Origin of the sequence: Desulfocucumis palustris (genome assembly GCF_002933875.1) — a bacterium.
Lineage (GTDB): Bacteria > Bacillota > Desulfotomaculia > Desulfotomaculales > Desulfocucumaceae > Desulfocucumis > Desulfocucumis palustris.
Window position 1 is genome coordinate 1 of the sequence record NZ_BFAV01000159.1, and the last position, 23498, is coordinate 23498.

Sequence of the window (23498 nt, forward strand, 5' to 3'; positions counted from 1 at the left end):
AAACGAGCATAAGGGAGAACAGAAAAAGAAAACAGCCGGGTAATCCGCGTGGGGCCTACCGGCCTTCCATGCAAACATATGGGACTTTTATTTATGGCACAAAAGAACCGTCCCCTTGTGTATGACGCTTACCTCGGAACTGTCACCCCAGAATGATACCAATGATGAGCGTACCATGAAGAAAGGGGAGTTCACGAGAACTCCCCCTTTCCGCTGAAAAGGTAAATTAGATTGTTAAGGCATTTTATTAAGGGGTATTGTTAGTTACTGCGATCGGTGCGATAGTGGTTGCAAGAGGAGCTTGATAACCAGTAGTTAAAAAGCTGTCTGTGGTGTATGCTAGAGTAACAACGTTAGCATTGGTTACAGGTGCGGCAAGAGTTAAAGTGATAGTATTACCGGAGATAACCCCATCACCAGTTGGGTTAACAGCTGGAGCAGCATCAATTACCACATCAAATGCAGCAGCAGTTGCAGTTCCCGTTACAGGGTTATTCATAGTAACTACTAAGGTGTCGCCATTAATTGCAGCGCTTACAATCTCAGGAGCCAATGTGTTTAGAGCCACGGCGGCAGTAGCGGCAGTAGCAGAAGGAAGAGTTATGCCGTCAACCCAAATCTGAACTGAAGCCTGGCCCTGGGGAATTGTTACAGAAGTTACGTTAGAACCAGCAGCACTGGTACGAATACCAGGTGTGCCAGGAGTGCCAAGAATGTTGTCAACTTGAACAGCAGTCAGGGTTATAGGAACAGTAGCAGCTACCAGGTTGTTACCTCCGTCAACTGCCTGGAGAGTAAAGGGCCCTACAACACCAGCGGTTGTGAAGTTGTATACTCTGTTAGTAGTACCATCTGGGTTCATCCCTAATACTGCGGCAGGAGCAGTAGCTGGAACAACAGTAATGGTCTTAGTAACTGCAGGTACCGCAGGGTTGGTTACGTTAGTAAATGTAAGAGTCGCAGTACCAGAATTTACTGCTGTGATGGCAGGAACGGGACCCACCGCAAAAGGACCTTCAACAAAACCATTAGTTACACCAGCGATGTCAAGAACATTTTCGTTAGAAGATGTTACACGAATAACATCAGTTGCGTTTGCCACTTGACCAATCGCGTTAACTGGCAACACATTGATTGCAGATCCTACAAAGGCAGCTAAATTTTGGCCAGCAGTCATGTTGCCATTAGGCCAAGTAATAACCTCAGTTGTGGGGTTAGGAATGCTACCAGCAGCTACGGCAGTGTTTGCCAAAACTAGACCTGTAGCGTAAGCAGAAGCATTAACAGCTGTAACAGTCACAACAGCAGGAACTCCGCCAGTTAAAGCACTCGTCAAAGTAAAGGCACTTCCAGCACTTGCAGCAGGTACTGCAACGGTTACAGTAGCTTGACCTTGTGCGTTGGTGGTAACGTTGTAGGGGTTAAGCACAGTCCACGCACTAGATCCAGCAATAGTTGCGTTAGCAGCGTTAGCTAAAAAGTAAACAGGTACATTACGGTTAGCAATTTGCAAGTCATTGCCAGCAATATCTTGAAGTTGCAATGTCAAAGTTACAGATTGACCAGCCATGGCAGTTTGAATAGCCTGGCCTACCCATGTGGCTGTACTTGCGCTACTCGTTACATAGGAATAAGTAGTAGTTTTGGCTACGTTCAAAACAGTGTCCCTTACAGTAATAGTAGGACTGGTAGCAGCAACTGCTGTATTAAGAACCGCTAATTGCAATCTGCCACCTACTAACGCGGAAACTTGAGGAGTTGTACCTAGGTAAACGCCGGGCTGTCCATTAGCATTCACAGTCCAGTAGTACAGACTGCTTGCAGCAGTTGTATTATCAGAGATGTTTAATGCGTCTGTACCAGCTACAGGCAGGCCATTAGTATCAACCAACTGAATAGTGATGCGGTTGAAGGCTGTGCCAGCAGGCAGGTTTGTACCGGCATTATCAGCATTGCACACAGCAGTCAAAGTAGCGGTTTCAGAAGTTACAGTGATGTCAGTAGCAGCAGTATTAATTACGCTTTGAATTTGAGCTGTGGCCGTGGTCAAGCCAGCTGCGGAAGCTGTAAGAGTAATAGCACCAGTTTGACCCATAATGGCAAAAATGTTAACAGTGCCGCCAGCGGCAGGAACAAATACGGACTGCGTAGTAACAGGTGCGCCACCTTGTTGGAAGGAAGCAGGACCAGTTAGGGTATAGGTCACATATTGAGCAGCAGGAGCGTTCATTGCTGCGCCATTCTGATCGGCATAACCTACGTTAAGGGTAGCTTGGGTGTTACCGTTAGCGCTTACGTATGCAGGGCCGCTTAAGGTTAATGCAGTCGCAGTACGTGCAACACTGGAAACCTGAACATTACCGTAATTCAAGCTGGTAGCAATAGGTTGACCGTTAGTGGACACTAAGGTTCCAACTGTGATCGATAAAGAGTCAGTACCGATTGAGCCAGCAGCAAAAGAAGTTGCAGTAAAGGTACCAACACCATTAGTTATGGTAACAGTTGCAGGAACAGCTACTGCTTGAGCTCCAGCTACAGGAGTACGCTGAGGAGCAGCAGTTCCATTAAAGTTGGTAACAACATTACCATTGGTATCTACAACGGATACAGTTATGTCAGCAGTATCAGTAGCGTTAGCTACTACAGAAGTCTTGCTAGCAGTAAAGGTTACACCAGCAGCAATGCCGCTTACCTGTATAGTTGCAGTTCCAACAACAGCACCGATGGTAGCAGTTACAGTGTATGAACCAGCAACAGTGGCAATAAACTTACCAGACTGGGTAAGGACAGCATTATCAGCATTGTCGCTGGTAATAGCCCATGTAACAGCGCCAGCGTCGGCAATTACGTTGCCTCCAGCGTCTTTAGCGACAGCAGTCAGGTCAACAGAAGTGCCTACGGGAACACTAGCAGCGCCAGTTATTTCAACTGTAGCAATAGTTCCTTCAGTTACGGTTACAGCGATAGGAGCGATTGCAGCGAATTCTTCGCCTTCTTTTGCGGCAGTTACGGTCAGCTCAGTAGAACCTTCCCTAACGCCAGTTACGGTGATAACACCATCAGCCTCGGTAGCAGTTGCAACAGTTTCGTCTGCAGATGTTACATCATAATCAACACCTTCTACAACTTCGCCATCCTTTTCAGCTGTCAGGGCAACGTTTTCTGTCTGATTGGCCTCAACAGTAACAGCAGCGGGATTAGCGGATAAACAAACTGTATTCCTATGATAATATCCAATATTTGCGTATCTTATGCACCAAGGGTTGCGAGGTTTTTTTGCCACACAACCTAAGCCAATCTAATGATAATGGAAATAATATTTCATTATCATAGGTTTACCTGAAGTAATTAAGATATTATAAGATGACCGCCTCGAGTTGCGTTTCTGCCGAAACACAAGAATCTTTTGCCACCGCTTTAATTTTTTCGAAAAAGAAAGGCAGTTAATCTGCCTTCAATAAGTCATTTTCAACATGGCATCTATCTCACGTCTATAGCCGTATTTTCTGAAAAAATCCACCAGTGCAACCTCGAAGATCTCCCTCTGGCTGACTTTTTTTTCCTGGCTGAAGTCCCGGACCATTTGGTCAAGCCGCTGCGACATGTGCACACCCTTTGTGATGAACCCCCCGGGTATGACAAACCTTGGGATGTTGTAGGAGTCATCTTGCCCGGAAAGCAGTTCCTCCAACTTATCCTGTTTGGCCGTCAACCACTCAAGCAGGGGCAGGTAGCGCGTTGCGTTCGGGAAGAGTCCGGCGTTGTTACTCCCGGTATAGTCTGTCTCCGCAGACTCCAGGCACTGCTCCCCAGACTTCTCTTCTGCAATATTTTCCTTTGCCCTGACGAAGTAGTTGGACTGCACTGGGTCCCACCTGTAGCCCTTTCCCGCCATGTAGGCCGCCATTTCCCTGTGGTCGCTGAACCGGAGTGTTTGGGCCGCCTTCTTGGCGCCGATGCCTTGACCGATCAGCTCAATTATTCTTGCCGCCCGGCCTAATGGCTCCTGCCTTGGACAGGGGCATGTCAATGCTTTTTCTTTGCATACCGGCAAATAGCGTCCGGCGTTCCGATCCCAGCGGAAGCCGTGCCTGGTCATCTTTATGTGGAGGGACTTGTAACCCTTGTAACCCAACTCCCTGGCCGCCTCTTCCCTGGTTTTTCCCTGCCCCAGCAGTCCCAGAATCTCTTCAACCCTGTGGTCATGTTTACGTGCTGGCATTATGCAATCCTCCCTGGGGCGGGGGCCGTTTTTCCCCCGCCTGATGCTTATGTACATCAAAGGCGATTTACTGAACTCACCAGGTCTTCCAGGCTGGTGTGGGTGTAAATGGATGTGGTTTTTAGTGACGCGTGGCCCAGCAGCTTCTGGATGTTGACGATGTTAACCTGTTTTTTTACCAACTGGCTGGCGAAGGAATGCCTCAGTATGTGGGGGGAGACTTTTTTGCCCAGCCCGGTTTTTTGGGCGGCCTTCTTCAGGCATTTGTCCACGTGAGCCCGGCATAGCCCGCCGGTGCGCGTAGCGAAAAACCTGTCCGTTCCGGTTGCGGGGCGCCGGGTGAGGTGGTCAACCAGGACCGGACGAAGCGACTTGCTTACCGGCACAAGCCGGCTCTTACCTCCTTTGCCATGTCTGACCCTGATGATTCCCTGGTCCAGGTCAATGTCGCCAAGGGTCAGGTTCAGGCACTCGCTTATCCGCAGGCCGGTGTAATATAGAAACAAGAACACTGACCGCATGAGCGGAGTGCTTGCATTGTCCGCTAACGCCATGACCTCCGCCTCTTCCAGGAACACTCGCTCTTTCTGCTCCAGCTTTACCGCTTCCACGCAGGCGGCGGGGTTGTCGCTACGATGACCTCGCCGCTGGCAGTAGTTGAAGAGGGTTCGCGCCACTGCCAGGGCCGACTTTCTGGTGGCCGGGGTCAGGCCCCTGCTGTACATGTGTCCCAGGTAGTCCTCCACGTCTGGGGTGGTGATGTCTTCAAGGTAGACATCACAGTTGAAGCGATCAGCCAGGTAGTTGTAAAAGTAGCGTGTGCGCTGCCGGTAGCTTCTTAGTGTAGCTTGGCTCCGGCCGATTGATTCCATGTGGGCAAGGAATAGATCAATTGCTTCCTTTAGCCGCAAGAACTTACACCTCCTATCTGTAAGGTACTGTGTACCAGGTGTTTTAAGGATGCCGGCTCTTATCCGGTATCCTTAATTAGCTTGCCCCATAAGCAGACCGGTTAACAACCTTTTGGGGGACAAATCAACACAAGGGGACGGTACTTTTGTGCTCAGGCTGGTATTGGGAATCCTTTTGGATCACCAATACCTCCCAAAAGGGGATGAGTCCCCACAACTTTAAAGCGCTAAAAAAATCAAATAATAGGAAATGATTACCTGATTTATATTAGCCAGCGGGTTTAGGACAGTCTGCCGATTTAAGTTGACATATGAGTATACAATTATGTAAACTAACATGTAGCAATGGATAATTAGGAGTGTTGATTTATGCCTAGCACCACAGTAAGGATTAGCCATTCTTCTTGGAAAGCGCTAAGGGAAATTGCGGTTCGGGCTGGCGAGCCGATGCAGACAGTTCTTGATAAAGCAATAGAAAATTATCGGCGAAAGTGTTTTCTGGAAGAGGCCAACAGGGCTTATGAAGCTCTTAGGAATAACCCGGAGGCATGGAAGGCCGAGCTTAATGAGCGGGCGGAATGGGATGTTACCTTAAATGACGGATTGCGAAAGGAAGATTGATTTTTTTGGAGCCGTCCCGTGGCGATATATGGCTTGTGGATCTTAACCCTGTTCGGGGGCATGAGCAGGCAGGCAAAAGGCCGGCCCTCGTTTTATCGGTGGATTTATTTAATAGTGGTCCGGCCGGTCTTGTTGTTGTATTGCCCATAACTACAAAGGAAAAAGGAATTCCTTTCCACGTGGAGGTCTTTCCACCAGAGGGTGGCCTAAAGGAAAATAGTTTTATTAAGTGTGAGGATATACGCTCTATTAGTAAGGACCGACTGTATAGGCGTTTAGGTACAGTGTCGCCGCTAATCCTGGAAGCTGTTGAAGACCGCATCCGTATTCTTTTAGGTTTTTAATAATGCGACAGGGGACGGTTATCGCTGTCGCAAAAAGGATGGCAAAGTATTTAGTTGCCTTTGAGTCCGGCTATATTGCGTATTTCCTCAACATCGGTCCCATATTGCCGGGCTACCACCGCGGTTAGAACTACTATTGACTCCTTCAATTCCCGCAACACAGGCTCGATCCTTACCAGCAGGTAACCTGCCACGATCATTGGAAAACCGTAATTGGCAGAGAGCTTAATGATTTCTTCCATAAGTATTGCCTGCCTCCTTTCCTTAAATATAGGTATCCTCTTTGATGCCGGGCCAACTCCCTCAATAGGTATCTCTGTTTCAAATGTTTAGCCAAAAACTATTGCCTCGATACTCAAGGCAACGGGCAAAACCGCCGGACGGCAAACAGGCGGCGCCGGAAAAGGGGAGTGCTCAGCCTCCCCCTGCATGCTAACCTGTCCGCTATCACTAATCCGCGTTATACATTTCATTTTCCGTGGTTTCGATCACCGCCGCCCTTTCCTTGGTGACCAGATCTCCACCGCTGGATGTGAAAATGTTTTTCGCGATAATTGTATCCATCACGGTGGTTACTTCAGCGGCTGTTACATCAGTCCTGGGGTCATCCATGGACATGGTTACCGTCCTCCCGGCTGTGTTGCGAAAAGACATTACCAGTCTTTGTGACATTTGAGGCCCTCCTTTCTATAAAAATTGGCTAAATATTATTACTGCTTAAACCACTTCCAGACGGCTAACGTCTACCTGGTACACCGCATTCAGTGGATTTTCCTGTAATCCCGCCAGGGCCGCGCCTACGTCGTAAACGTCCTGGGCCGCGGCAGCCGGTTTAATATTGTTCACGGTTCTGTTACGGTAAACCGGATTGCCGCTGTCGTCCACGCCGTGTTGAAGTTCCATCCTTAGCGAGGAAGAGGCGGTTATCTTATTTACTGCCATTTTGTTCACCTCCTGTCTTTTGATTGACTAAAATATATCACCATAATTACAATTTAACTAGCATATCTATATTTACATTATGTTATCAATTTTAATAGCGAAAAATGCGACAGGGGACGGTTCCCGCTGTCGCAAAAAGCTATGGTTTGGTGTCTGACGGTCCGCGAACCCTGGGGGAAAACGACCTCCTGGGTTTTTATTTTTTTGCTGTTTTTTTCCGGATTTTCTCCACCACGCCGGCTGGGATGGCCCGGTCGTCCCCCGCCGCCCAGTGTACCGCAGAATGTTAATCATGCGGTCACTTTATTTATGACTCTTACATTATATCAGCAGGATATTAAGCAGCGTTTAGGGATCTGGTATAATACTGGCAATAGGATTTAACAGGAAGGAGGCGGGCAGGATGAAATGGGGCGAAGTACGGAGACTCTACCCGAACCAGTACGTGCAGGTAAAAATAATTAAATCTAACGTTGATGGGAACGTAGAAAAAGTTGAAGAGGTTGCCATCATTCGCAGCATATCCGATCCAAAGGAGGCCACCGCGGAACTCATGAAGAGCAGGGGGGACACATTGGTTTACCATACCCGTAACGAAAAGATGGAGTTGGAGATCCGGAACCATCCCGGTTTCAGGGGGATTATATGAGAATGGCGATTGATTTCCGCGACGGCTTATTGTTTACAAAGCTATTGCTAACCTATCAGGCTAAGACCGGTGTAATTAATAATGTGGTTGTTGACACCGGTGCCACACATTCGATTCTCTCGCCGGATTCCGTTCGGGAGTTGGGGGTGGAATATGATGACAACGACCGGATTGTCACCAGTGTTGGTGTGGGCGGCAAACAATATGCTTTCGTTAAGACGGTAGATAAGGTTGAATTTGGTCCGTTCAGGGTGAACGGATGTAATATTGATTTTAGTGTGATTGACCCAGCAGGCAGGGTTAACGGACTTTTGGGATTGGACTTGCTGTCCAGGGTAGGCGCCGTAATCGACCTTAAAAATTTGTTGCTCTACGAGAGTCAATAGGCAATAAACTGCTCATTGAGAGAGCCCCCGGAGGGAACGCACCTCTGGAGGCTCTCTCTTTTTGTCAACCCCCGGGGTTTTTATCTTTTTTGCTGTTTTTTCCGGACTTCCTCCACCACGTCGGCGGGGATGGCCCGGTCGAACTGGATGGAGGCCCAGCCCTTCAGCCGGTCGTCCCCGGCTGCCCAGATGTCCCGCAGAATGTTAATCATGCGCTCAAGCTCCGGAGGGCCGGCACCGTCCCGGATCTTGTCAGCGGCAGCGGCGCCGGTCTCCGGTGCGGTGGTTTCGCCGAAGGGGGCTTTATTCTCGTTCAGAAAATACGGGGGGCCGTTTTGTCCGTTTTCATTCAGGGCCGTGCCGGGAACCGCCGCTTCATTCATTATGTTTATGACGGCCCGGAAGAAAGCCTGCTCGCCGAAACGGTCCTTCAGGCTTTTTAGAAGCTCATCGGGAGTGATGAACATTTCTCCCCGGCCGGTTTTTAACCACGTCTCATTTACACAGTAAATAAAATGAATCGACTTTATTAAAGGCTCCGACGGATTTCTGGTGCCCGTTTCAATGCCGGCAATATGGCCCCGGTCCACACCCAGGGGCGCCGCGAAACGTGCCTGGGTAAGGTTGAGAACGGTTCTTAATTCTTTTAATCGAATACCGATTTCTGTTTTCATGGCCGTGTTGACTCCGTCTTTGACATATGAAACATTGTTTATTGACAGTGTTGCATTGACGCACTATTATATATCCAGGGACTTCCACAGTTTGTATACAGTGGTTTTAGTAGATTTTATCAGAGAAAAAAGTGGGTGGCAATGGCAAGGAAATCTTAACTTTTGTTGCCGGCGCCGGCAAAAGGTTAATGGGGGGATTAAGTTTATGGGTGTCTATATAGGACTTGAGCTTATTCCGGAAGCTGTTTCCCGGACGGCCTGGGAAGACGCCTACAGGGAGACCCTGCTCCTGATAAATGCCTTTCCCTTCGTGCGCTTAAAATCGGAATCCATAGAGGGCCGGGAGGTGTTAACCTATGTCCGGGAACCGGAGTGCCATAGGGATGAGCCAGGCAAACGGCACTGGCACATTTGCGGCGATATTGTCAGCAAAAAAACAGGTGAGGGTTTTATTCTTTATTATGACTTCGCCCGTTACCGTCCCGGGCCGTCCGGCTGGGAGCGGCGGAAAGGACGTCCCTCCGCCGGGGTTGCCGGGGATATTCTGGTGGAAATTGCCAATGAGGAAAATACCATTAGCATTTTTAATGGAAATACCCGGGGACATCCCTATCATATTTACGTTCTGGCCATTGCCATGCTGCTGGAAACACGTTTTGCCCCCCATGCGGCGGTAACCGGCGATATTACCTGCCGCCAGGCGGAAAGCGCCAAAGAATGGGCGGATGCGCTTCTTGAAAAGCCGGTGGATATTCCGGTCAGGGTGGACAAGGAGCGCCTTTATCAGCGATTGAGCAATTACTTCCGGGGAGTTGACCTGTTTTCTGTTTTTTTTAGACTATGCCTGGGAAGGCCTGAGGGTTTCGGAGTATTTCTACTGGCCAAAAATCCGCACATTTATAGGGAATGGTTAATGCGGGCGTTAAAGGGCTACTCGTCTCCAAGGGTATTGGGGGCAATTGATTTGATGATTGATTGGCTGAACTGCACCGGTGACCTGGCTGAACTGTGCCGGATGGCCTGCCTGGAGGAAAAAGGGCCTCTCTATGACCCCCTGGAATTTGCCCCGGCCCTTTGCGGCACCTGGCTGCCCATATCTCCGGAGAAGTACGGGTTTATGAATATTTTTTCCCGCCCGGCTGAACTCCCGGAAACGGCACGCCGGCAGTTCGGCAATATCCTGCTGGATATTGGTTTTAAGGGCAGGAAAATAAATTGTTACCGGGAAAAGTCGGAAGTAATATCCGTTTTTAAAAAATTATTTCCGGAGCAAATTGACAGCCTGGGAAAAGCCGTCAATGATAGCATAGAAATAATTGAAGCCAGGCTGGCGGCATTTTCAGAACAGATCGGGCCGGTTTACTCAACAATCCATGCTCCGGACGGAGAGAGAAGCCAATTCATGGATGATTGTGATTTACTTCTTTACTATGACAATAATATTAAAATCACGGAAAGGCAAAAGAAGAATCTTGAGCTGCTGGCCTATAAAGGTAAATTAATGCTGAGCCTGTTTCAGCATGACAGGGAACCCATTGAAGCTTTAAACCTCGGCAACCTGCAGCTTCTCGCAGGGGCGGTGTCCCAGCTGGGTTTGGCCCTGACGGAGGACGCCTGGGAGTGGATCAGGAAGGAAACCAATGAGGATGTTATCCGGCTGCTGGTGGTTTTTAGCGCTTTTGAGCTGGTGTTTAAGACCTGTGACAATGTTTTGAGAGCCCTGCTGGAGAATAGAACTTTATGCAATAAAATATTGCGGCTGATGGAGGATCCGGAGGCCATGGCCGGAGTCCGGGCCGATTTAAATAATAAACAAAGCGGGGACGGCCCGGAGTTGTCTTAACCATAACACCTGGCCGTCCCCTCTATATTCGGTTATTTCCCTTAATAGACATTGATGCTCAGTGTCTTTTTCAGGCTGCCGAAGGTTACGGTTATTTTGGCGGTTCCCTTGGCCACTCCTTCCAGCACACCGTCATTAACTTTGCATATCTTGGTGTTGGAGGATTTTATGGTGGCGGTTTCGGTTACATCTTCCTTCTTTCCGTCCGAGTATACGGCTGTAACGGTGATGTCCGTGTCCTTTCCTTTTTTGATTTTCAGTGTCCCGGTATCAACTGTTATTTTTGACAGTTTAGGGTTAACCACCACGGGAATCTCCAGGGTTCTATTGTTGTAGGTTACGGTGACCCTGGTTTCGCCTTTTCCCTTCGGAGTGGCCTTTCCTTTACTGCTTACGGTAACAATTTTTGTGTTTAATGACAAATAGGTGCATTTATCGGTAATTTTAGTCTTTTTGCCGTTATTATCTGTTATATAAACGTTGATTTGCACATCCTTGCCGTCCACTTCAAGGGCAAGATTTTCAGGGGTTACGGAGATATTTTCAAGGGGATTGCCGTTAGTACTGATATCCACGGGTATTTGCACTTCCTTGCCGCCATACCCGGCGGTGATAACCGCCTTTCCCTGCGCCACGCCAATTACTTTGCCTGAATCCACCACCGCCACTTCGGTATTGTTTGACTTCCAGGTTGTTAAATCAGTGACATCTTCTATCACACCATCGTTCCGGGTGGCGGAAATATAGAACAGTTTGGAATCTCCGATTTTTATGGCGGCGCTATCGGGGTAGGCTTTTAATTCTTTTATCCCCTTGCCGTCAGGAGTTACGTTTACGGTACAATAAGCAACCCTGTCCTGGTATTTGGCTGAAATTATGGTGGTTCCGGTTTGTTTGGCGGTAACTTCGCCATTAAGCACCGTGGCAAAGGCCTTAATGCTGCTGAACCACTCGGCGCCGGTGACAACACGGCTTGTTCCGTCATTATATTTGGCCGTGAGGGTTAATGTGCCGGTGGCACCCTCCTGCAGTTCCAAAACCTCCGGTTCTATGGAAAGAGCAGCCAAGCCGTCTTTTTGTTTGACGACATCTATTAATACCGCTGCCGCCTTGCCGGAATAGGTAGCGTTAACAACCGCCGATCCCTGTGATATTCCTCTGACCGTCCCTTGCTCCACGGCTACCGTTGACGGCATGGAGCTGGCCCATATAACGTCCGGATTGTTGAGTACTTCGGTGCTGTTGTCATTATAATGGGCGGTTACCACTATGTTGGCGGTATCCCCTATAAATAGGCTGAGGCTGCCGGGACTGGCGGAGATATATTCAAGGGTTTTGGCGGAGGAAGCGTTCAGTGATTGCAATGGCGAGGCGGATGCTATGCCGGCGGAGGATACGAATATAAGGCTGAGCAACAAAAGGGATAAAAATCTGATAAACTTTTTGTTTGTTTTCATAATTGTTCTCCCCATTTATTTTTATTTTTACAAGATTTACATATGTATTTACATACTACATTAAGGTAGATTATTCCTGCCTTTGAAAAAAGATTTAACCGGGATGGCCGGGCCGTGGTAGCCCGGGGGCGGTTCCAGCGCTGTCATCCGGCATTATCCCGGGGGTGTGCCGGCAAAAAAATTGGATTTGCAAAAATCGTCTAATAGGGGAACTAAAATTAAAAAAAATGGGTCTAATATAAATACATAAGTTTTAAAAGGAAGGCTAGCGAGGTTTGGATATGAAGTGGCAGTTGGGCGACGAGCTTGACAACCGTATAAAGCAATATGACGGTTGGCTGGATTTAATAGACATTGAGGCCCCTGATGAGCAGGGTGTATTTGTGTTTGTTTCCGACGGTCTTGATGTTCGATACGTGGGCAGCGCGAAGGAAAGTCTGGACAAGGAAATAAATGCTGCCGTCAATAATGGCAAATCCGGCGGCGCGTCCATGTATTCCTGGTATGTTACCCTTTCGTATAAAGATGCCGAAAGCTTGTCGGGTTCCTGGATTGAAAAGTATCGGCCGGCTAATTGCAAAGGTTGACGGTTCCGTTTGCGGCGGTGCTGGTTTTTGCGTTAAAAAGGGGCTGACTGGTGAGTCGCCCCTTTTATTATGGCTTGCCTTATTGCTCCGTTGAAAAAGAAATAAGCACATCCCCGGCCGGTGAGACCTCCCCGGTCTTTTTGTCCTTTACCGCCCTGGCCTTGCTCCATTTGCCGTTGCTAAATCCGGTTATTCCCGGTTGCGCTTGCTCCAGCCGCTCGCCTCATCGGTTTTTGCCGCTTGATTTGTCCGGCCCGCTGCGGCTCCGGGACAGCCAAGCAGCAAACAGAGCGGTACCGCGAATAGCAGTTTTCCTTTCAGCCTAATGCCTCTAAAATTCATGTTTTAATCCCCCCGTATTTTGTCCGGCTCTATTTTGTCATATATCCCCAGGCTGCAAAATCACCCTAAATTGATGATGGTGAAATAGAAGCAAAGATAATCAGCCAGGTAAAGAATGACTATTGCGGTGTGCCGCCAAAATTTCAAATACGCACCCGGGAAATGTGCAAGAGCGGCTTCCTTTTTCCAAAACAAGGCAGAGTGCAGTACAGCGGGCGTTTTGCGGGCATTATTTTTAATGTAAAATTAAGACTAAACATGAAGGAAAATAGCGTTTTATGGAGTAATGAAGCTCAAATATTTTAATTATAAATATATTCTTTTAGTAAAAGAGGAACGGAGAAATATGAAAAAAGCGTATTTATTACTGGCTGCGCTATTGATGGTGACAATGCTTTTTCTGACAGCCTGTCCGGCCATGGCCGTTTCTTCTCCGGCAGCATTGTTTTCAGATGTCCCGGAAAGCGAAGCCAACCATCTATTCATTAACTACCTGGCCAATAAAGGGCTGGTCAAAGGTTACCCGGACGGGACCTTCAGGCCCAATGAAGGGCTGACCCGGGCCGAGGCCGCGGCCATGCTCACCTACGCCCTGGGATTGGCCGGCGAAGCGCCCTGGACGGCGGGGTTCACCGACGTGCCCTCCGGCCACTGGGCGGCAAAAAGCATTTGGCTGGCCTATAATGCCGGGATAATAAAAGGATACCCCGACGGAACCTTCCGCCCGGAAGCGGAACTTACCCGGGCGGAGGGCATCAGCCTGGCCCTGAGACTGACGAAGCAGCCCGACCCCGGGACGGCGCAGTTGCAAATGGATGACCTGCCCCCCGGACACTGGGCCTCTCGCCCGGCGGCAATAGCCGTATCCGCGGGAATGATAGGCCTTTCTGAAGACAACAGGAACTTTTATCCCGACGCCGCCATAACCCGTGGGGATTTCAGCCGCGCCCTGGCAGTTATACTTACCAGGGACCCGGAAAACTACAAAACCCCACTGGCCGGGGAACTGGAGGTTGTAAAGGGATCCATAACCTTCATAAGAGATAATGTAAAAACCGCCCTGGAAGTTAACCGGAAAAAAGCCCTGCAACCCGGGGATGTAATAATAACGGGAAATGACGGCGCGGCGGAAATACAATACCCCGACGGCACCGGCTTGAGGCTGGAAGGGGACACGGAACTGGAAATAAAGGAAGCCGTGGGCCGCAGCTACATAAAGAACGGGGGAATACCCGGCCAGGCGGTGGAATGGCTGAACATAGGGCTAAAAAGGGGAAAACTCTTCGGCGCCCTGGCAACCAGCTATAACACCCCCGCCCGGAGCAGCGAAGCAAGTGAAGGAACCGGACAAAACCAGATTACAGGAAAAAGCAGGTATATTCTGCTGGCATCACTGGACGACGGGGCGGCCCTGGAAAGCATCGGCATAAAAAAACTGGCGGCAAACCAGCCCTCCCCGGCGGGACAGGGTGCGGGGAATAAAAACATGCCCTGGTGGGAAGTATCCCAGACCAAACGGGCAAAGGTCAAAGTGGACATGCCCTGGGGAGTTGCCGCCATACGGGGAACCTTCTGGCAAAACTCGGTGCACGGGGACGGCAGCTCCAGCACCAGCCTGTTGACCGGTGAGGGAGAAGTAACTTCGGGGGATGAGACAGTGGGCCTGACAGGGGGACAGTCCACCGGGATAACAGGCCCGGGAGCCCCGCCGTCACCCCCTGCCCCCAACGGTCCGGAAGAAAACCAGGAATGGCTGAACGAAAGCCAGTGGGTGCAGCAACAAGCCCAACAAATACAGCAAAACCAGGAAGCGCAGACACCTCCGCCGCCGCCTGCCCAGCAGGGGTCACCGGGGGTGCCGCCCGCCCCGGAACAGCCGCCCCAGTCGGCCCAGCAGCCTCCGCAGGCAACGCAGCCGCCGGACATAACGCAAACAATAGATAGCGCCCTGCAGCAAGCCGGCCGGAATTCTAGCGGCAACCCCGGCGCCTCCTCCCCGGATAATCCCGGCAATACCGGCGCTTCCTCACCCGGAGGAGGTGGTGGAGGAGGCGGCGGCGGGTCGTCGAATAGAACCGCCGCCCAGGTGGCGGAAAGAATCACATCCATCTCCGCCCCGGTGGTCAACGCCACCAGCCTTACGCTGCCGGACGTGCCCTCGGGCTTTACGGTAACCATAAAAACCACCGACAACCCGGATATAATCACCCTGGACGGAAAAATAAGGCCCCAGGGGACAGCCGCGTCAGTAAACCTTGTGCTGACCGTGACCAAAAGATCCGACAACACCGTGGCGGACACCATAGTAATATCCGTAACGGTGCCGGCAAAAATGACCGCCAGGGAAGTGGCCGACGGAATAACCTCCATAGAAGCGCCGCTGCCCAACATAAAAAGGCTTACCCTGCCCCAGATGCCCGGCGGATTTGCCATAGCCATAAAAAGCACCGGCAACCCGGCGGTAATAGCCACGGATTGCAAAATCACCCCGCCGGAGGAGGAAACCCCGGTGCTGCTGGTATTGGAGATAAGCAGCACGGTAATAGATGACAAAGCGCTAACATCACCAATAACCGTAATAGTGCCCGCCCTGGCCCGTACGGCCCAGGAAGTGGCGGCGTCAATCACGGGCATAACGGCCCCGGCCAGGGACGCCACGGAGTTGACGCTGCCCGGGATGCCGGCGGGATTCAGAATAGGCATAAAAACCAGCAGCAACTTGGAGGTAATAAAGCTTAACGCCAGGATTGCCCCGCCGGATGAAGAAACAACGGTACAACTGGTTTTGACCGTAACTAAAACCTCCGACAGAACCACCGCGGACACCGCCGTTTTGCCGGTGGTGGTGCCGGCGGCCACACTGACGGCGGAAAGGGTGGCTAAAAAGATAACCGCCATACCCCAGCCCGCGCCGGGGGACAAGCAGTTAACCCTGCCCGTGGTGCCCCAGGGATTTGCGGTAAGCATAAAGACAAGTGACAAACCGGAAGTAATAGCCCTGGACGGAAAGATAAATCCCGGGGAAAAACAGCAAACGGTAACCATAGTATTAACGGTGACCAGGCTTTCGGACGGCACCAAAGCGGACACAGCAGCCCTGCCGGTGGTGGTCCCCACCGGGGGCTTGACTGCGGCCCAGGTGGCGGCGGGAATAACGGGAATTGCATCCCCGTCCCAGGGAGATGCGGTCATAACACTGCCCGCGGTGCCGGAAGGCTTTACCGTGTCCATAAAAAGCTCCAGCAATCCCGGGGTAATCAGCCCGGGCGGGGCCATTACCCCCGGGGAGACCGATATGGTGGTTTACCTGGTGCTTACCGTCACTAAGCTTTCGGACAACACCACGGCGGATACCTCGACCCTGCCGGTGATTGTGCCGGCAAGGCCCGTGGTTAACCCGCCGCCGGATCCGCCGCCCGCTCCTGAACCGTCGGTATTGGTGTGTAATGTGACTACGATAGCCGCTAGTCAATTAGTCTACCAGATCTTTAATCTATCAATTACAGGGGATACTTTTAAAGATAATATTACCGTTAATGATATAGCTTTGGGTGGGGATTTATGCAGTCTCACAGTAGTGGAGGTTTTCAAAAATACTGATGGAACTTTATATGTTGAGTTGGAAGGTGTCCTTGAGCGAGTAACAGGAACAGGTACTATTAATATTGCCGGCACCGGATTGGCAAGCGGGAAGGAAAGTGAAACAGCCCTCTTAAATGTTCTTTGGCAGGTCACATCGGGAGTAACCCTGCGCTCCGCAAACCAGGCAGAATTAGACATCCTGAAGGAACTGCCCGGCAATCAAGATTTGACAGCTGGCGCTGCATTGAATGTAATTGAAGAAATTGTCCAGCCACAATCTGTTCGGGAAGAGGCGACTTATAAACTAATTTTATGGAATGATGCGGGATTTTCCACAACAATCCTTGATCACTTTATTCCAACAGAGATAACCGACCTTCCTCAGGCGTTTGATACTTCTGTAATTATATCGACCGGGCCGGGAGAATTTTATGTTCTGGTATTATTCATTAATTCAGAAAAGCAATTGGTAGGATATTACCAGACTCCGGATGCGGTGGAATTTAGCGCTCCGGGCACAGTAACCGGGCTAAACGTGACAGCGGACAACACAGCGCCTTTGGCCCCCTGCGTTCAATACACCGTGAACTTTAACACCAGTGAAGACGGGGCGCTGACAGACGGCATAGGGACCATTACCGTAATCTTCCCAAATGGGTACATAGTGCCGGAATTAATCGCCAGCGGTAACGTACTAGTGTATGAAATGCCGTCTAGCATCGTCTCAGTGACAGGACAGGAGGTAACCATAACCACTCCTGTTTATATTGACGGAGGCGAGCCGGTTCAGGTAAGGTTTTTAAATGCGGCGGGCATAGGAAACCCGGAATCAAGCGGCATGCAAACATTCAGTGTGCACACATCGGCGGACCCGGTGTACGCAACATGTGACGTAGCCATTGGCATGCCGGTAATAACCGGTGTAATGACTATACCTGCGCCGCTGCATCAAGGTTATGTTGGAACGCCTGAGTTTATTATCAATGGTGCTAACTTGAGCTCTGCTTCCGGACTGACTGTTGCCGGGCAAAATTTATCAATAAACAACAATACGCCGGAGCAAATTGTAGTCACCTTGCCAAACGATATACCGACCGGAAACTATGGTATTGTTGTGGCCATCGGCTCAGACAATATAACTTTTGACAATGCGCTTGTTATTAGAGAAGAGCCATCGGTTACAGAAGATAACTGGCCGGTTTATGTGCTGGATGGTGCCACCGGTGAGCCGGTGAAAATGCCAGGAGTGGTGGGTCTGGACGACGCTCCTGTGGTAAAAACCGGCGAGTATCCAACTAATGGTAATGCAACCTGGTATGACGATGGGGATACGCTTGCGTTCACTCCGGCTTATGGATTAGCTGCTGGCAAATATGATGTGGTGGCAACAAATAGTGACGGAACATCAGTTCCAATTGAAGATGGTCTGGTGGTGCTGCCGGGAGAAAAAGTTGGAGAGTTTACAGACGGAACTGGCCCTGGAGTGATAAATTGCATTGTGCCGCTGGAAGATACATCATCTCCTTCGGGAAGCGTATATCTGGTAAAAGCGGGTTCGGTGCCGGAAGCAACAGACATAGCCAGATGGTATGGATCAAATACAACTGAGATATGGGACGCTACAGAATCTACAGTAGTGGGTTCAATTACAACAACTCTTAGAGGAAGCGGTGGCAATCTATACGCGGTGTGGGTTTCAGAAGCGGGAGAAGTGGAAGATGCCGTATTGCTGTTTGAAGTAGACGCTCTCTCGGATGGAGCCCTTGGTCCGCCAACAGTAGAAAGCATCGATTATTACGATAATACTACAATAATCATAACCTTCACCGAAGACTTGGCTAACTCTTCTTTGACAGGTAAACAAAGCGCGTTTACGGTCATTGATTCTGCAGACCCGCCAGAGCAATATGAAGTAACGTCTACCTCAGAGGGAGTGGAAGCTAACCAAATAGTGCTGACCGTGGAGGACTTTTCGGAAGTTACAGATGCTCTGAAAATAAGCTACGATGCTGATGATGAGAACGGAGACCTGGAAGGTTTTGGAGGCGTTGTGGAAAGCTTCATAGAATTACCTTTTTATCCTAATGGCGTGTGATCACAATTGACTGTACCGGATACCTAAGTTATTAAGTTAATACCGTAGCCTCCGGGTTTGCCGGATTGTAAGCGTAAAAGAAGCCCCACCTTTTAGAGAAGGTGGGGCTTCAATATTCTTAAATTATAATAAAGGGGCCGTATACGGTATATATTATGGGCGGAGTCTATCCTGAATGTACCGGGTTTTGAAGTCACTTTCAAACAAGCTGAATTCTACCGGCATTTACCTCTGGCAGCTAATAATGAAGAAAGCCGGCCATCGTTTATACCGGTGGCCGGTTCCTTCAAGATTAAGTTTAAATTTTATTTATATTTTTTCTTAACTTCTAGTTCCCTTTATAATTGCCCGTGCCTCGTCGGCAGTACCTGCCGTGTATATGCTGTTCATTATTCTGTTCAGCTCATCCAGGCTGGAAATGCTTCTCACCTGTTGCTGCAGGTCCAGTGAAGCTGTGTCAAATTTGACTTCAAGGTACTTGCAGATGGCTTCTTGAGCCATTTCTGCTTTGCCTTCCGCCCTGCCTTCTGCCTTACCTTCCGCCTTGCCCTCCGCCTTGCCCTCCGCCTTGCCGGCAATTCTGGCCCTGGCCTCGGCATCCTTAACCCATTCCTGGAAAATCGGTGATTCCATTACCATTTCCCCCCTTATCATAGACAGTACCATGTCCGACGGGTACCTGCCACCGGCCAGTATTGCCATGGCGGCCAGCAGGTTTAGTTGCAGCGTTTCGTCCTGTATCTCCTGAACCGCCCTTATGCATTCTTTGAGCACCTGCTCGGGACTCTCTTCCTCCTTCTCACCCTTCATCAGCGGCAGTAGCGGGTATAGCCCAGCCAGCCTTGCTGACATCACCGGCTGTCTGGGCTTATATATTTTACCATATGGCCACCTGTTTTCTAAATGCCGGTTTATTTTTCCTGCCTTCCGCCCCCCTTTTTTAGTTCCGTGACAATTGATCCGCTTCGTATTCATGCCGCGGGCAGGCAAATTTAACGGATTGGCCTTAAGAAATTGTGTATAAATGACGAATTAATATATGTAATAAAATTATGGGGGGGAGATTATTGGGTCGATTAAGGTTTTGGGGTTTGCTTTTATGTCTCATGGTTTTTTTGAGTGTTCCTGTTGGCCCGGCGGATGCGTCTGAAATAAAAAGTCTCAGTTTTAACGTAAAAGAACTTGTGGTCAGTGACACTCTGGCCGCCACCACGCCCGAGGAAATGGGAATTATATTGCAGGCGACATACACGGACGGGAGCGTGGAGGATGTTACCGCTGAGTGCCAGTTCACCACCACCAAAACTGATGTGATAGAGTACTCCAGCGGCCTGCTCAATATTAAAAAAGCGGGCAAAGGTGTACTCGAGGCCAGTTACGGGGAAAAGAAGGCTAAAATTAACATAAACGTCTTGGGGAATATTGCTACCTTTGAAGTTTCTCCCGATGTAACAATAACAAACACCTTACAGGCCGGGTCAAGTTTGAAAGGAAAGGCTTATTTGACCTTTTCCGGCCAGAACAAGACTCTGGATGTTTCCAAGTATTGCGCCTGGACCAGCGATGATGAGTCCGTGGTTACGGTGAAAAACGGCGCCATCAAAGCTGTCGGCGTCGGGCAGACCCAGGTTCATGTTGACTTCAGTCTGCCCGGCTACGCAGGAGAAACACAGAAGACAATCGACATAGCGGTTATAGCAAAAATTAAAAAGCTCACCTCCGAAGAAAAAGAATACAATGTAATCAAGGGCACCAAGCTCAAACTGCCTGTGATATACGCCGAGACCTCGGAGGGCACTTCCGAGATTGATGCCGAATTTAAAATCAGCAACAAAAAAATATTGGAAATCAATTCCGAGACCAATGAATTTACTGCTCTCGCCACAGGCACCGCCTACCTGAGCGCCAGCTACGCGGGCAAAACAGTCAGGGTGACGGTAAGGGTTACGAATGCTTCCGCCGACCCTCTGACATTCAAGCCGGTCAGCCCGGCCAGTGTTTCCATTGGTAAAAGTATATCAATGCCCCAGGTGTATCAGGGAAAAAATAACATTACAAAATTTGTTGCTTATGAAAACAAAAGCCCGGACAGTATCAATATTGAAAACAACAAAATCTATGGCCTGGCGGTGGACCCCGCGGCCACAATTCAATACTCCTTCAACGGGATAAGTTCCAATTATATAGTTAATGTGGCTGAATCCTATAAAGACCTGAAGGTTTCACCCAGCCCGGTCAATATGAATGCCAATGAAGCGGTTCAGCTGCAATGCACGGCCAAAAACTCGGCAGGTGAAGTAATAAGTGTGGGCAGCGCCAACGGCTTAAAGTTTTCTTCCTCGGACGAGGATAAGGTTATGGTTAGCGCTGAAGGTTTGATTACCGCGGTTTCTCCTGGCATGGGAGTTAAAATTACGGTTTCCCTGGGTAATCTCAAGTCCACGGTAACAGTCAATGCGGCTCCTTCATCGGGAATGAGCCTGACCACCTCCAGCGCCTATTCAGGGACTTCCATTGGCAGTTATACCCTTCCGGCCGGGGATAAGGCAAATATTTACGCCTGGGCCACAGACGCTGCCAATGCCACGAATATAACCTCATATTGCAGTTGGGTGGTTGGAAACAGCGATATTCTTACTGTAAGCAACGGATTAATACAGGCCAAAAAACCGGGACAGACCGATATAGTTGTAACTTACGGCCAAAAAACCGCAAGGCTTGTTGTGACGGTAACCACCTCGTTCACCCTGGCAGCCGAGGTGAACAGTATTACCCTGTATGGCACCGATGATGACAATACCGACTTGCCCGGGCTGACGGTAACCTACGCCGATGGAGTGGTGGTCCAATTGGCTAATAACGGTGAGGGCATTACCTGGTCTTCCTCTAATGCCAATATTGCGGCCATTTCCGGCACTAAAATTGATGCAAGGCGTATTGGAAGCACCAAGATAAACGGGGAATACAAGGGCAAGAAAGTTGTCATTGACGTAACGGTTAAAAGCACGGTAAAAAGCATTTACGCTTCGTCAAACAGCATAACGCTGGTCCAGGGCGGCACTTCTCCTTTCAGGATTTATGCCATTTTGGAGGACAACACCAACTCCGAGGTTACCGGCCAGTGCACTTTCGCCTATAGTCCCAATGACGGAAAAGTTGTCGTTGACCCGGCCGCGGGCACGGTGACCGCAGCTGATGACTCGCAAAAATTAAATTACACAATTACGGTAACTTATAAAACTCAAACCGTACCGGTAACGGTAACGGTGGTGGATGCGGTAAGCAGCTTCTATTGTGATATTGACAATAAAGTGGAGAGCCCGTATTCAATCCCCTTAACCGGTGATTCGGAGGGAATGTTCACGGTAAGAATATATCCCGGCAATACTGCCGCAATAACATTATGCGCCGATGGCAGTCCCCTGTCGGCTTCCGCCCAGGCTCTGGCCGAGGTTATCAGTTCCTATCCGTCGAGAATTAAAGCGGCGTATAATACCGGTACCAATAAATGGGAGATAACCGCTTTGGGCGGTAACGATTCAACAGCCAGCATTTATGTGCGCTACCAGGGTAAGCTGGTGAAGTTTAAGGCGATTATCAAATCCACGTCCGCATCTCCGCCCAAGTTCATAACAAGTTACCCCGGAACGTCAAACATCACCCAGACATCGTTTGACCTGGTGGTACAGTTAAATGAATTAGGCAAAGCCTATTACGTAGTGGTGGCCAACGATGCGAACGCTCCGTCGGCAGCGGAGGTTAAAAACGGTAAAGCCTATGGCGGCGCGGCTGCTATCGCCTCCGGCAGTATAGACGTTGACCAGGCGGCCACGAACAAGTCCGCGACTATCAATATGGGTCTTAGCGCCGATACGGACTACGATATTTTCGTGGTGGCCGAGGATAACGACAGTACGCCAAACCTGCAGGCCGTCCCGGTAAAGGCGGAAGTTAAAACACTGCCATTGCCGGCCCTTACCGTGGGCAGCGATACAATCAGTGAGGACGCGGCCAACGACGGAAGTATAACAGCAACCCAGGTAATTACACTGGCCAACGGAATATTTGCCTCTGATATGAGCACAGGTGTGAGCGTGAATAACCTGCCCTCGGGCATGGGAATAAGTGTCACACGCGATTCAGACACACAAATCACCATTGTTTTTACAGGCAAGGCGAATAATCACCTTAACGCCAACGACGTTAATAACGCAAGCGTAACCGTGCTGCAGGCAAAAATAACCGGAGCGGTTTCTGATGTGACGTCGAATAGTTTTACTCTTGACTTTGACGATTCTCCGGTAAGTGACTTTACGGCTGTAACTGATGATTCCAGTGCGGGTGGCTCCGGGCAATGGACATTGACGGTCACACCGCATACTGCGCTGGCTGGCGCCGACGCTGTTGTTATAACCACGTCGGATGCTGATTTTGCGCTGACCAGTGTGGCTGACGGTGATGTAACCGTAAACACGGACGACACTCCCAACCTGAAAACTTCTGCTGCTGTCAGCGACAACGGGAACGGCACCCATAGCCTTACCATCACCGTGAATGTCGCCGTTGACGCGGAGGAAGCAATCACCGTTACAATAGCGGACGACGAGATTACCAACCCCGACGCCGGCACTTATGCCAGTGCCTTCGGCGTGAAAACAAACAGGGACACTATCAGCAAAGACGCTTCTGTGACAATCAACTAGAACTTTAGGGTGCCCGCTGCCAAATTAAGTTACGGGCAGCCCTTGGCAGCCAAGCCGGGTTTTACGGCGGGAGCCCCGGAGGAACGAACCTCCGGGAGCTCTCTTTTTCTCCGGGCGGCGCCCGGGGAAATTGATATTAT

The 23498-nt window shown here is 49.9% G+C and carries 18 protein-coding genes; 8 read left to right on the plus strand and 10 right to left on the minus strand.

What is annotated here, in order from left to right; translation table 11 throughout:
- Positions 1 to 247 precede the first annotated feature (247 nt).
- The 3 genes from DCCM_RS16115 to DCCM_RS16125 all read right to left on the minus strand — a co-directional run bounded on the left by DCCM_RS16115 (position 248) and on the right by DCCM_RS16125 (position 5133).
- Positions 248 to 3283, minus strand: coding sequence for a beta strand repeat-containing protein (locus DCCM_RS16115; protein WP_104373420.1), 3036 nt, complete (start codon positions 3281 to 3283; stop codon positions 248 to 250).
- A 171-nt stretch (positions 3284 to 3454) separates the two neighbouring features.
- Positions 3455 to 4222, minus strand: coding sequence for a hypothetical protein (locus DCCM_RS16120; RefSeq protein ID WP_128739172.1), 768 nt, complete (start codon positions 4220 to 4222; stop codon positions 3455 to 3457).
- Between the two features lie 56 nt (positions 4223 to 4278).
- A complete protein-coding gene (locus DCCM_RS16125; protein ID WP_104373422.1) occupies positions 4279 to 5133 on the minus strand; it encodes a tyrosine-type recombinase/integrase in 855 nt (284 codons plus the stop codon).
- Positions 5134 to 5502: 369 nt separating this feature from the next.
- Here DCCM_RS16125 and DCCM_RS16130 point away from each other — a divergent pair, with 369 nt between their 5' ends.
- Together DCCM_RS16130 and DCCM_RS16135 are read left to right on the plus strand one after the other, a co-directional pair.
- The gene (locus DCCM_RS16130; protein WP_104373423.1) at positions 5503 to 5754 is read left to right on the plus strand and encodes a toxin-antitoxin system protein; all 252 of its coding nucleotides are present in this window, start codon (positions 5503 to 5505) and stop codon (positions 5752 to 5754) included.
- A 5-nt stretch (positions 5755 to 5759) separates the two neighbouring features.
- The gene (locus DCCM_RS16135) at positions 5760 to 6098 is read left to right on the plus strand and encodes a type II toxin-antitoxin system PemK/MazF family toxin (protein WP_165792213.1); all 339 of its coding nucleotides are present in this window, start codon (positions 5760 to 5762) and stop codon (positions 6096 to 6098) included.
- 50 nt (positions 6099 to 6148) lie between these two features.
- Here the strand turns inward: DCCM_RS16135 and DCCM_RS16140 are convergent, their stop codons facing one another.
- From DCCM_RS16140 to DCCM_RS16150, 3 genes are all read right to left on the minus strand, one after another.
- Complete coding sequence (locus DCCM_RS16140; protein ID WP_104373424.1) at positions 6149 to 6340, minus strand: YvrJ family protein; 192 nt, start codon at positions 6338 to 6340, stop codon at positions 6149 to 6151.
- A gap of 208 nt (positions 6341 to 6548) precedes the next feature.
- Positions 6549 to 6770: a DUF2922 domain-containing protein gene (locus DCCM_RS16145; protein WP_104373425.1), complete on the minus strand. Its 222-nt coding sequence runs from the start codon at positions 6768 to 6770 to the stop codon at positions 6549 to 6551.
- 45 nt (positions 6771 to 6815) lie between these two features.
- Positions 6816 to 7040, minus strand: coding sequence for a DUF1659 domain-containing protein (locus DCCM_RS16150; RefSeq protein ID WP_104373426.1), 225 nt, complete (start codon positions 7038 to 7040; stop codon positions 6816 to 6818).
- A 403-nt stretch (positions 7041 to 7443) separates the two neighbouring features.
- Between DCCM_RS16150 and DCCM_RS16155 the strand changes: the two genes are divergently transcribed.
- Together DCCM_RS16155 and DCCM_RS16160 are read left to right on the plus strand one after the other, a co-directional pair.
- Complete coding sequence (locus DCCM_RS16155) at positions 7444 to 7689, plus strand: hypothetical protein (protein ID WP_104373427.1); 246 nt, start codon at positions 7444 to 7446, stop codon at positions 7687 to 7689.
- Positions 7686 to 8075, plus strand: a complete 390-nt coding sequence (locus DCCM_RS16160) for a retropepsin-like aspartic protease family protein (protein WP_231702819.1) — start codon at positions 7686 to 7688, stop codon at positions 8073 to 8075. Before DCCM_RS16155 ends, DCCM_RS16160 begins: the two co-directional genes overlap by 4 nt.
- An 80-nt stretch (positions 8076 to 8155) precedes the next feature.
- Here DCCM_RS16160 and DCCM_RS16165 read toward each other — a convergent pair whose 3' ends face one another.
- The gene (locus DCCM_RS16165; protein WP_104373428.1) at positions 8156 to 8749 is read right to left on the minus strand and encodes a helix-turn-helix transcriptional regulator; all 594 of its coding nucleotides are present in this window, start codon (positions 8747 to 8749) and stop codon (positions 8156 to 8158) included.
- Positions 8750 to 8954: 205 nt separating this feature from the next.
- Between DCCM_RS16165 and DCCM_RS16170 the strand changes: the two genes are divergently transcribed.
- Entirely contained in the window at positions 8955 to 10592 is a 1638-nt protein-coding gene (locus DCCM_RS16170; RefSeq protein ID WP_104373429.1) for a hypothetical protein, read from the plus strand.
- Between the two features lie 41 nt (positions 10593 to 10633).
- Here the strand turns inward: DCCM_RS16170 and DCCM_RS16175 are convergent, their stop codons facing one another.
- Positions 10634 to 12049: an Ig-like domain-containing protein gene (locus tag DCCM_RS16175; RefSeq protein ID WP_165792214.1), complete on the minus strand. Its 1416-nt coding sequence runs from the start codon at positions 12047 to 12049 to the stop codon at positions 10634 to 10636.
- A gap of 281 nt (positions 12050 to 12330) precedes the next feature.
- Between DCCM_RS16175 and DCCM_RS16180 the strand changes: the two genes are divergently transcribed.
- Complete coding sequence (locus DCCM_RS16180) at positions 12331 to 12636, plus strand: hypothetical protein (protein ID WP_128739173.1); 306 nt, start codon at positions 12331 to 12333, stop codon at positions 12634 to 12636.
- 189 nt (positions 12637 to 12825) lie between these two features.
- On the opposite strand, the gene DCCM_RS18800 is transcribed toward DCCM_RS16180, so the two are convergent.
- Positions 12826 to 12978, minus strand: a complete 153-nt coding sequence (locus tag DCCM_RS18800) for a hypothetical protein (protein ID WP_165792215.1) — start codon at positions 12976 to 12978, stop codon at positions 12826 to 12828.
- A gap of 346 nt (positions 12979 to 13324) precedes the next feature.
- Here DCCM_RS18800 and DCCM_RS16185 point away from each other — a divergent pair, with 346 nt between their 5' ends.
- The gene (locus DCCM_RS16185) at positions 13325 to 18655 is read left to right on the plus strand and encodes an S-layer homology domain-containing protein (protein ID WP_165792216.1); all 5331 of its coding nucleotides are present in this window, start codon (positions 13325 to 13327) and stop codon (positions 18653 to 18655) included.
- 321 nt (positions 18656 to 18976) lie between these two features.
- On the opposite strand, the gene DCCM_RS16190 is transcribed toward DCCM_RS16185, so the two are convergent.
- Positions 18977 to 19507, minus strand: coding sequence for an RpnC/YadD family protein (locus DCCM_RS16190; RefSeq protein WP_128739174.1), 531 nt, complete (start codon positions 19505 to 19507; stop codon positions 18977 to 18979).
- A gap of 215 nt (positions 19508 to 19722) precedes the next feature.
- On the opposite strand from DCCM_RS16190, the gene DCCM_RS16195 reads away from it, so the two are divergent.
- Entirely contained in the window at positions 19723 to 23358 is a 3636-nt protein-coding gene (locus tag DCCM_RS16195; protein ID WP_128739175.1) for a hypothetical protein, read from the plus strand.
- Positions 23359 to 23498 lie beyond the last annotated feature (140 nt).

What these genes read in the sequence shown, in the direction of transcription:
- DCCM_RS16120 (WP_128739172.1), bottom strand. Translation starts at nt 4,222, where the DNA reads ATGCCAGCACGTAAACATGACCACAGGGTTGAAGAGATTCTGGGACTG.
- DCCM_RS16130 (WP_104373423.1), top strand. Translation starts at nt 5,503, where the DNA reads ATGCCTAGCACCACAGTAAGGATTAGCCATTCTTCTTGGAAAGCGCTA.
- DCCM_RS16140 (WP_104373424.1), bottom strand. Translation starts at nt 6,340, where the DNA reads ATGGAAGAAATCATTAAGCTCTCTGCCAATTACGGTTTTCCAATGATC.
- DCCM_RS16145 (WP_104373425.1), bottom strand. Translation starts at nt 6,770, where the DNA reads ATGTCACAAAGACTGGTAATGTCTTTTCGCAACACAGCCGGGAGGACG.
- DCCM_RS16150 (WP_104373426.1), bottom strand. Translation starts at nt 7,040, where the DNA reads ATGGCAGTAAATAAGATAACCGCCTCTTCCTCGCTAAGGATGGAACTT.
- DCCM_RS16155 (WP_104373427.1), top strand. Translation starts at nt 7,444, where the DNA reads ATGAAATGGGGCGAAGTACGGAGACTCTACCCGAACCAGTACGTGCAG.
- DCCM_RS16160 (WP_231702819.1), top strand. Translation starts at nt 7,686, where the DNA reads ATGAGAATGGCGATTGATTTCCGCGACGGCTTATTGTTTACAAAGCTA.
- DCCM_RS16165 (WP_104373428.1), bottom strand. Translation starts at nt 8,749, where the DNA reads ATGAAAACAGAAATCGGTATTCGATTAAAAGAATTAAGAACCGTTCTC.
- DCCM_RS16170 (WP_104373429.1), top strand. Translation starts at nt 8,955, where the DNA reads ATGGGTGTCTATATAGGACTTGAGCTTATTCCGGAAGCTGTTTCCCGG.
- DCCM_RS16175 (WP_165792214.1), bottom strand. Translation starts at nt 12,049, where the DNA reads ATGAAAACAAACAAAAAGTTTATCAGATTTTTATCCCTTTTGTTGCTC.
- DCCM_RS16180 (WP_128739173.1), top strand. Translation starts at nt 12,331, where the DNA reads ATGAAGTGGCAGTTGGGCGACGAGCTTGACAACCGTATAAAGCAATAT.
- DCCM_RS18800 (WP_165792215.1), bottom strand. Translation starts at nt 12,978, where the DNA reads ATGAATTTTAGAGGCATTAGGCTGAAAGGAAAACTGCTATTCGCGGTA.
- DCCM_RS16185 (WP_165792216.1), top strand. Translation starts at nt 13,325, where the DNA reads ATGAAAAAAGCGTATTTATTACTGGCTGCGCTATTGATGGTGACAATG.
- DCCM_RS16190 (WP_128739174.1), bottom strand. Translation starts at nt 19,507, where the DNA reads ATGTCAGCAAGGCTGGCTGGGCTATACCCGCTACTGCCGCTGATGAAG.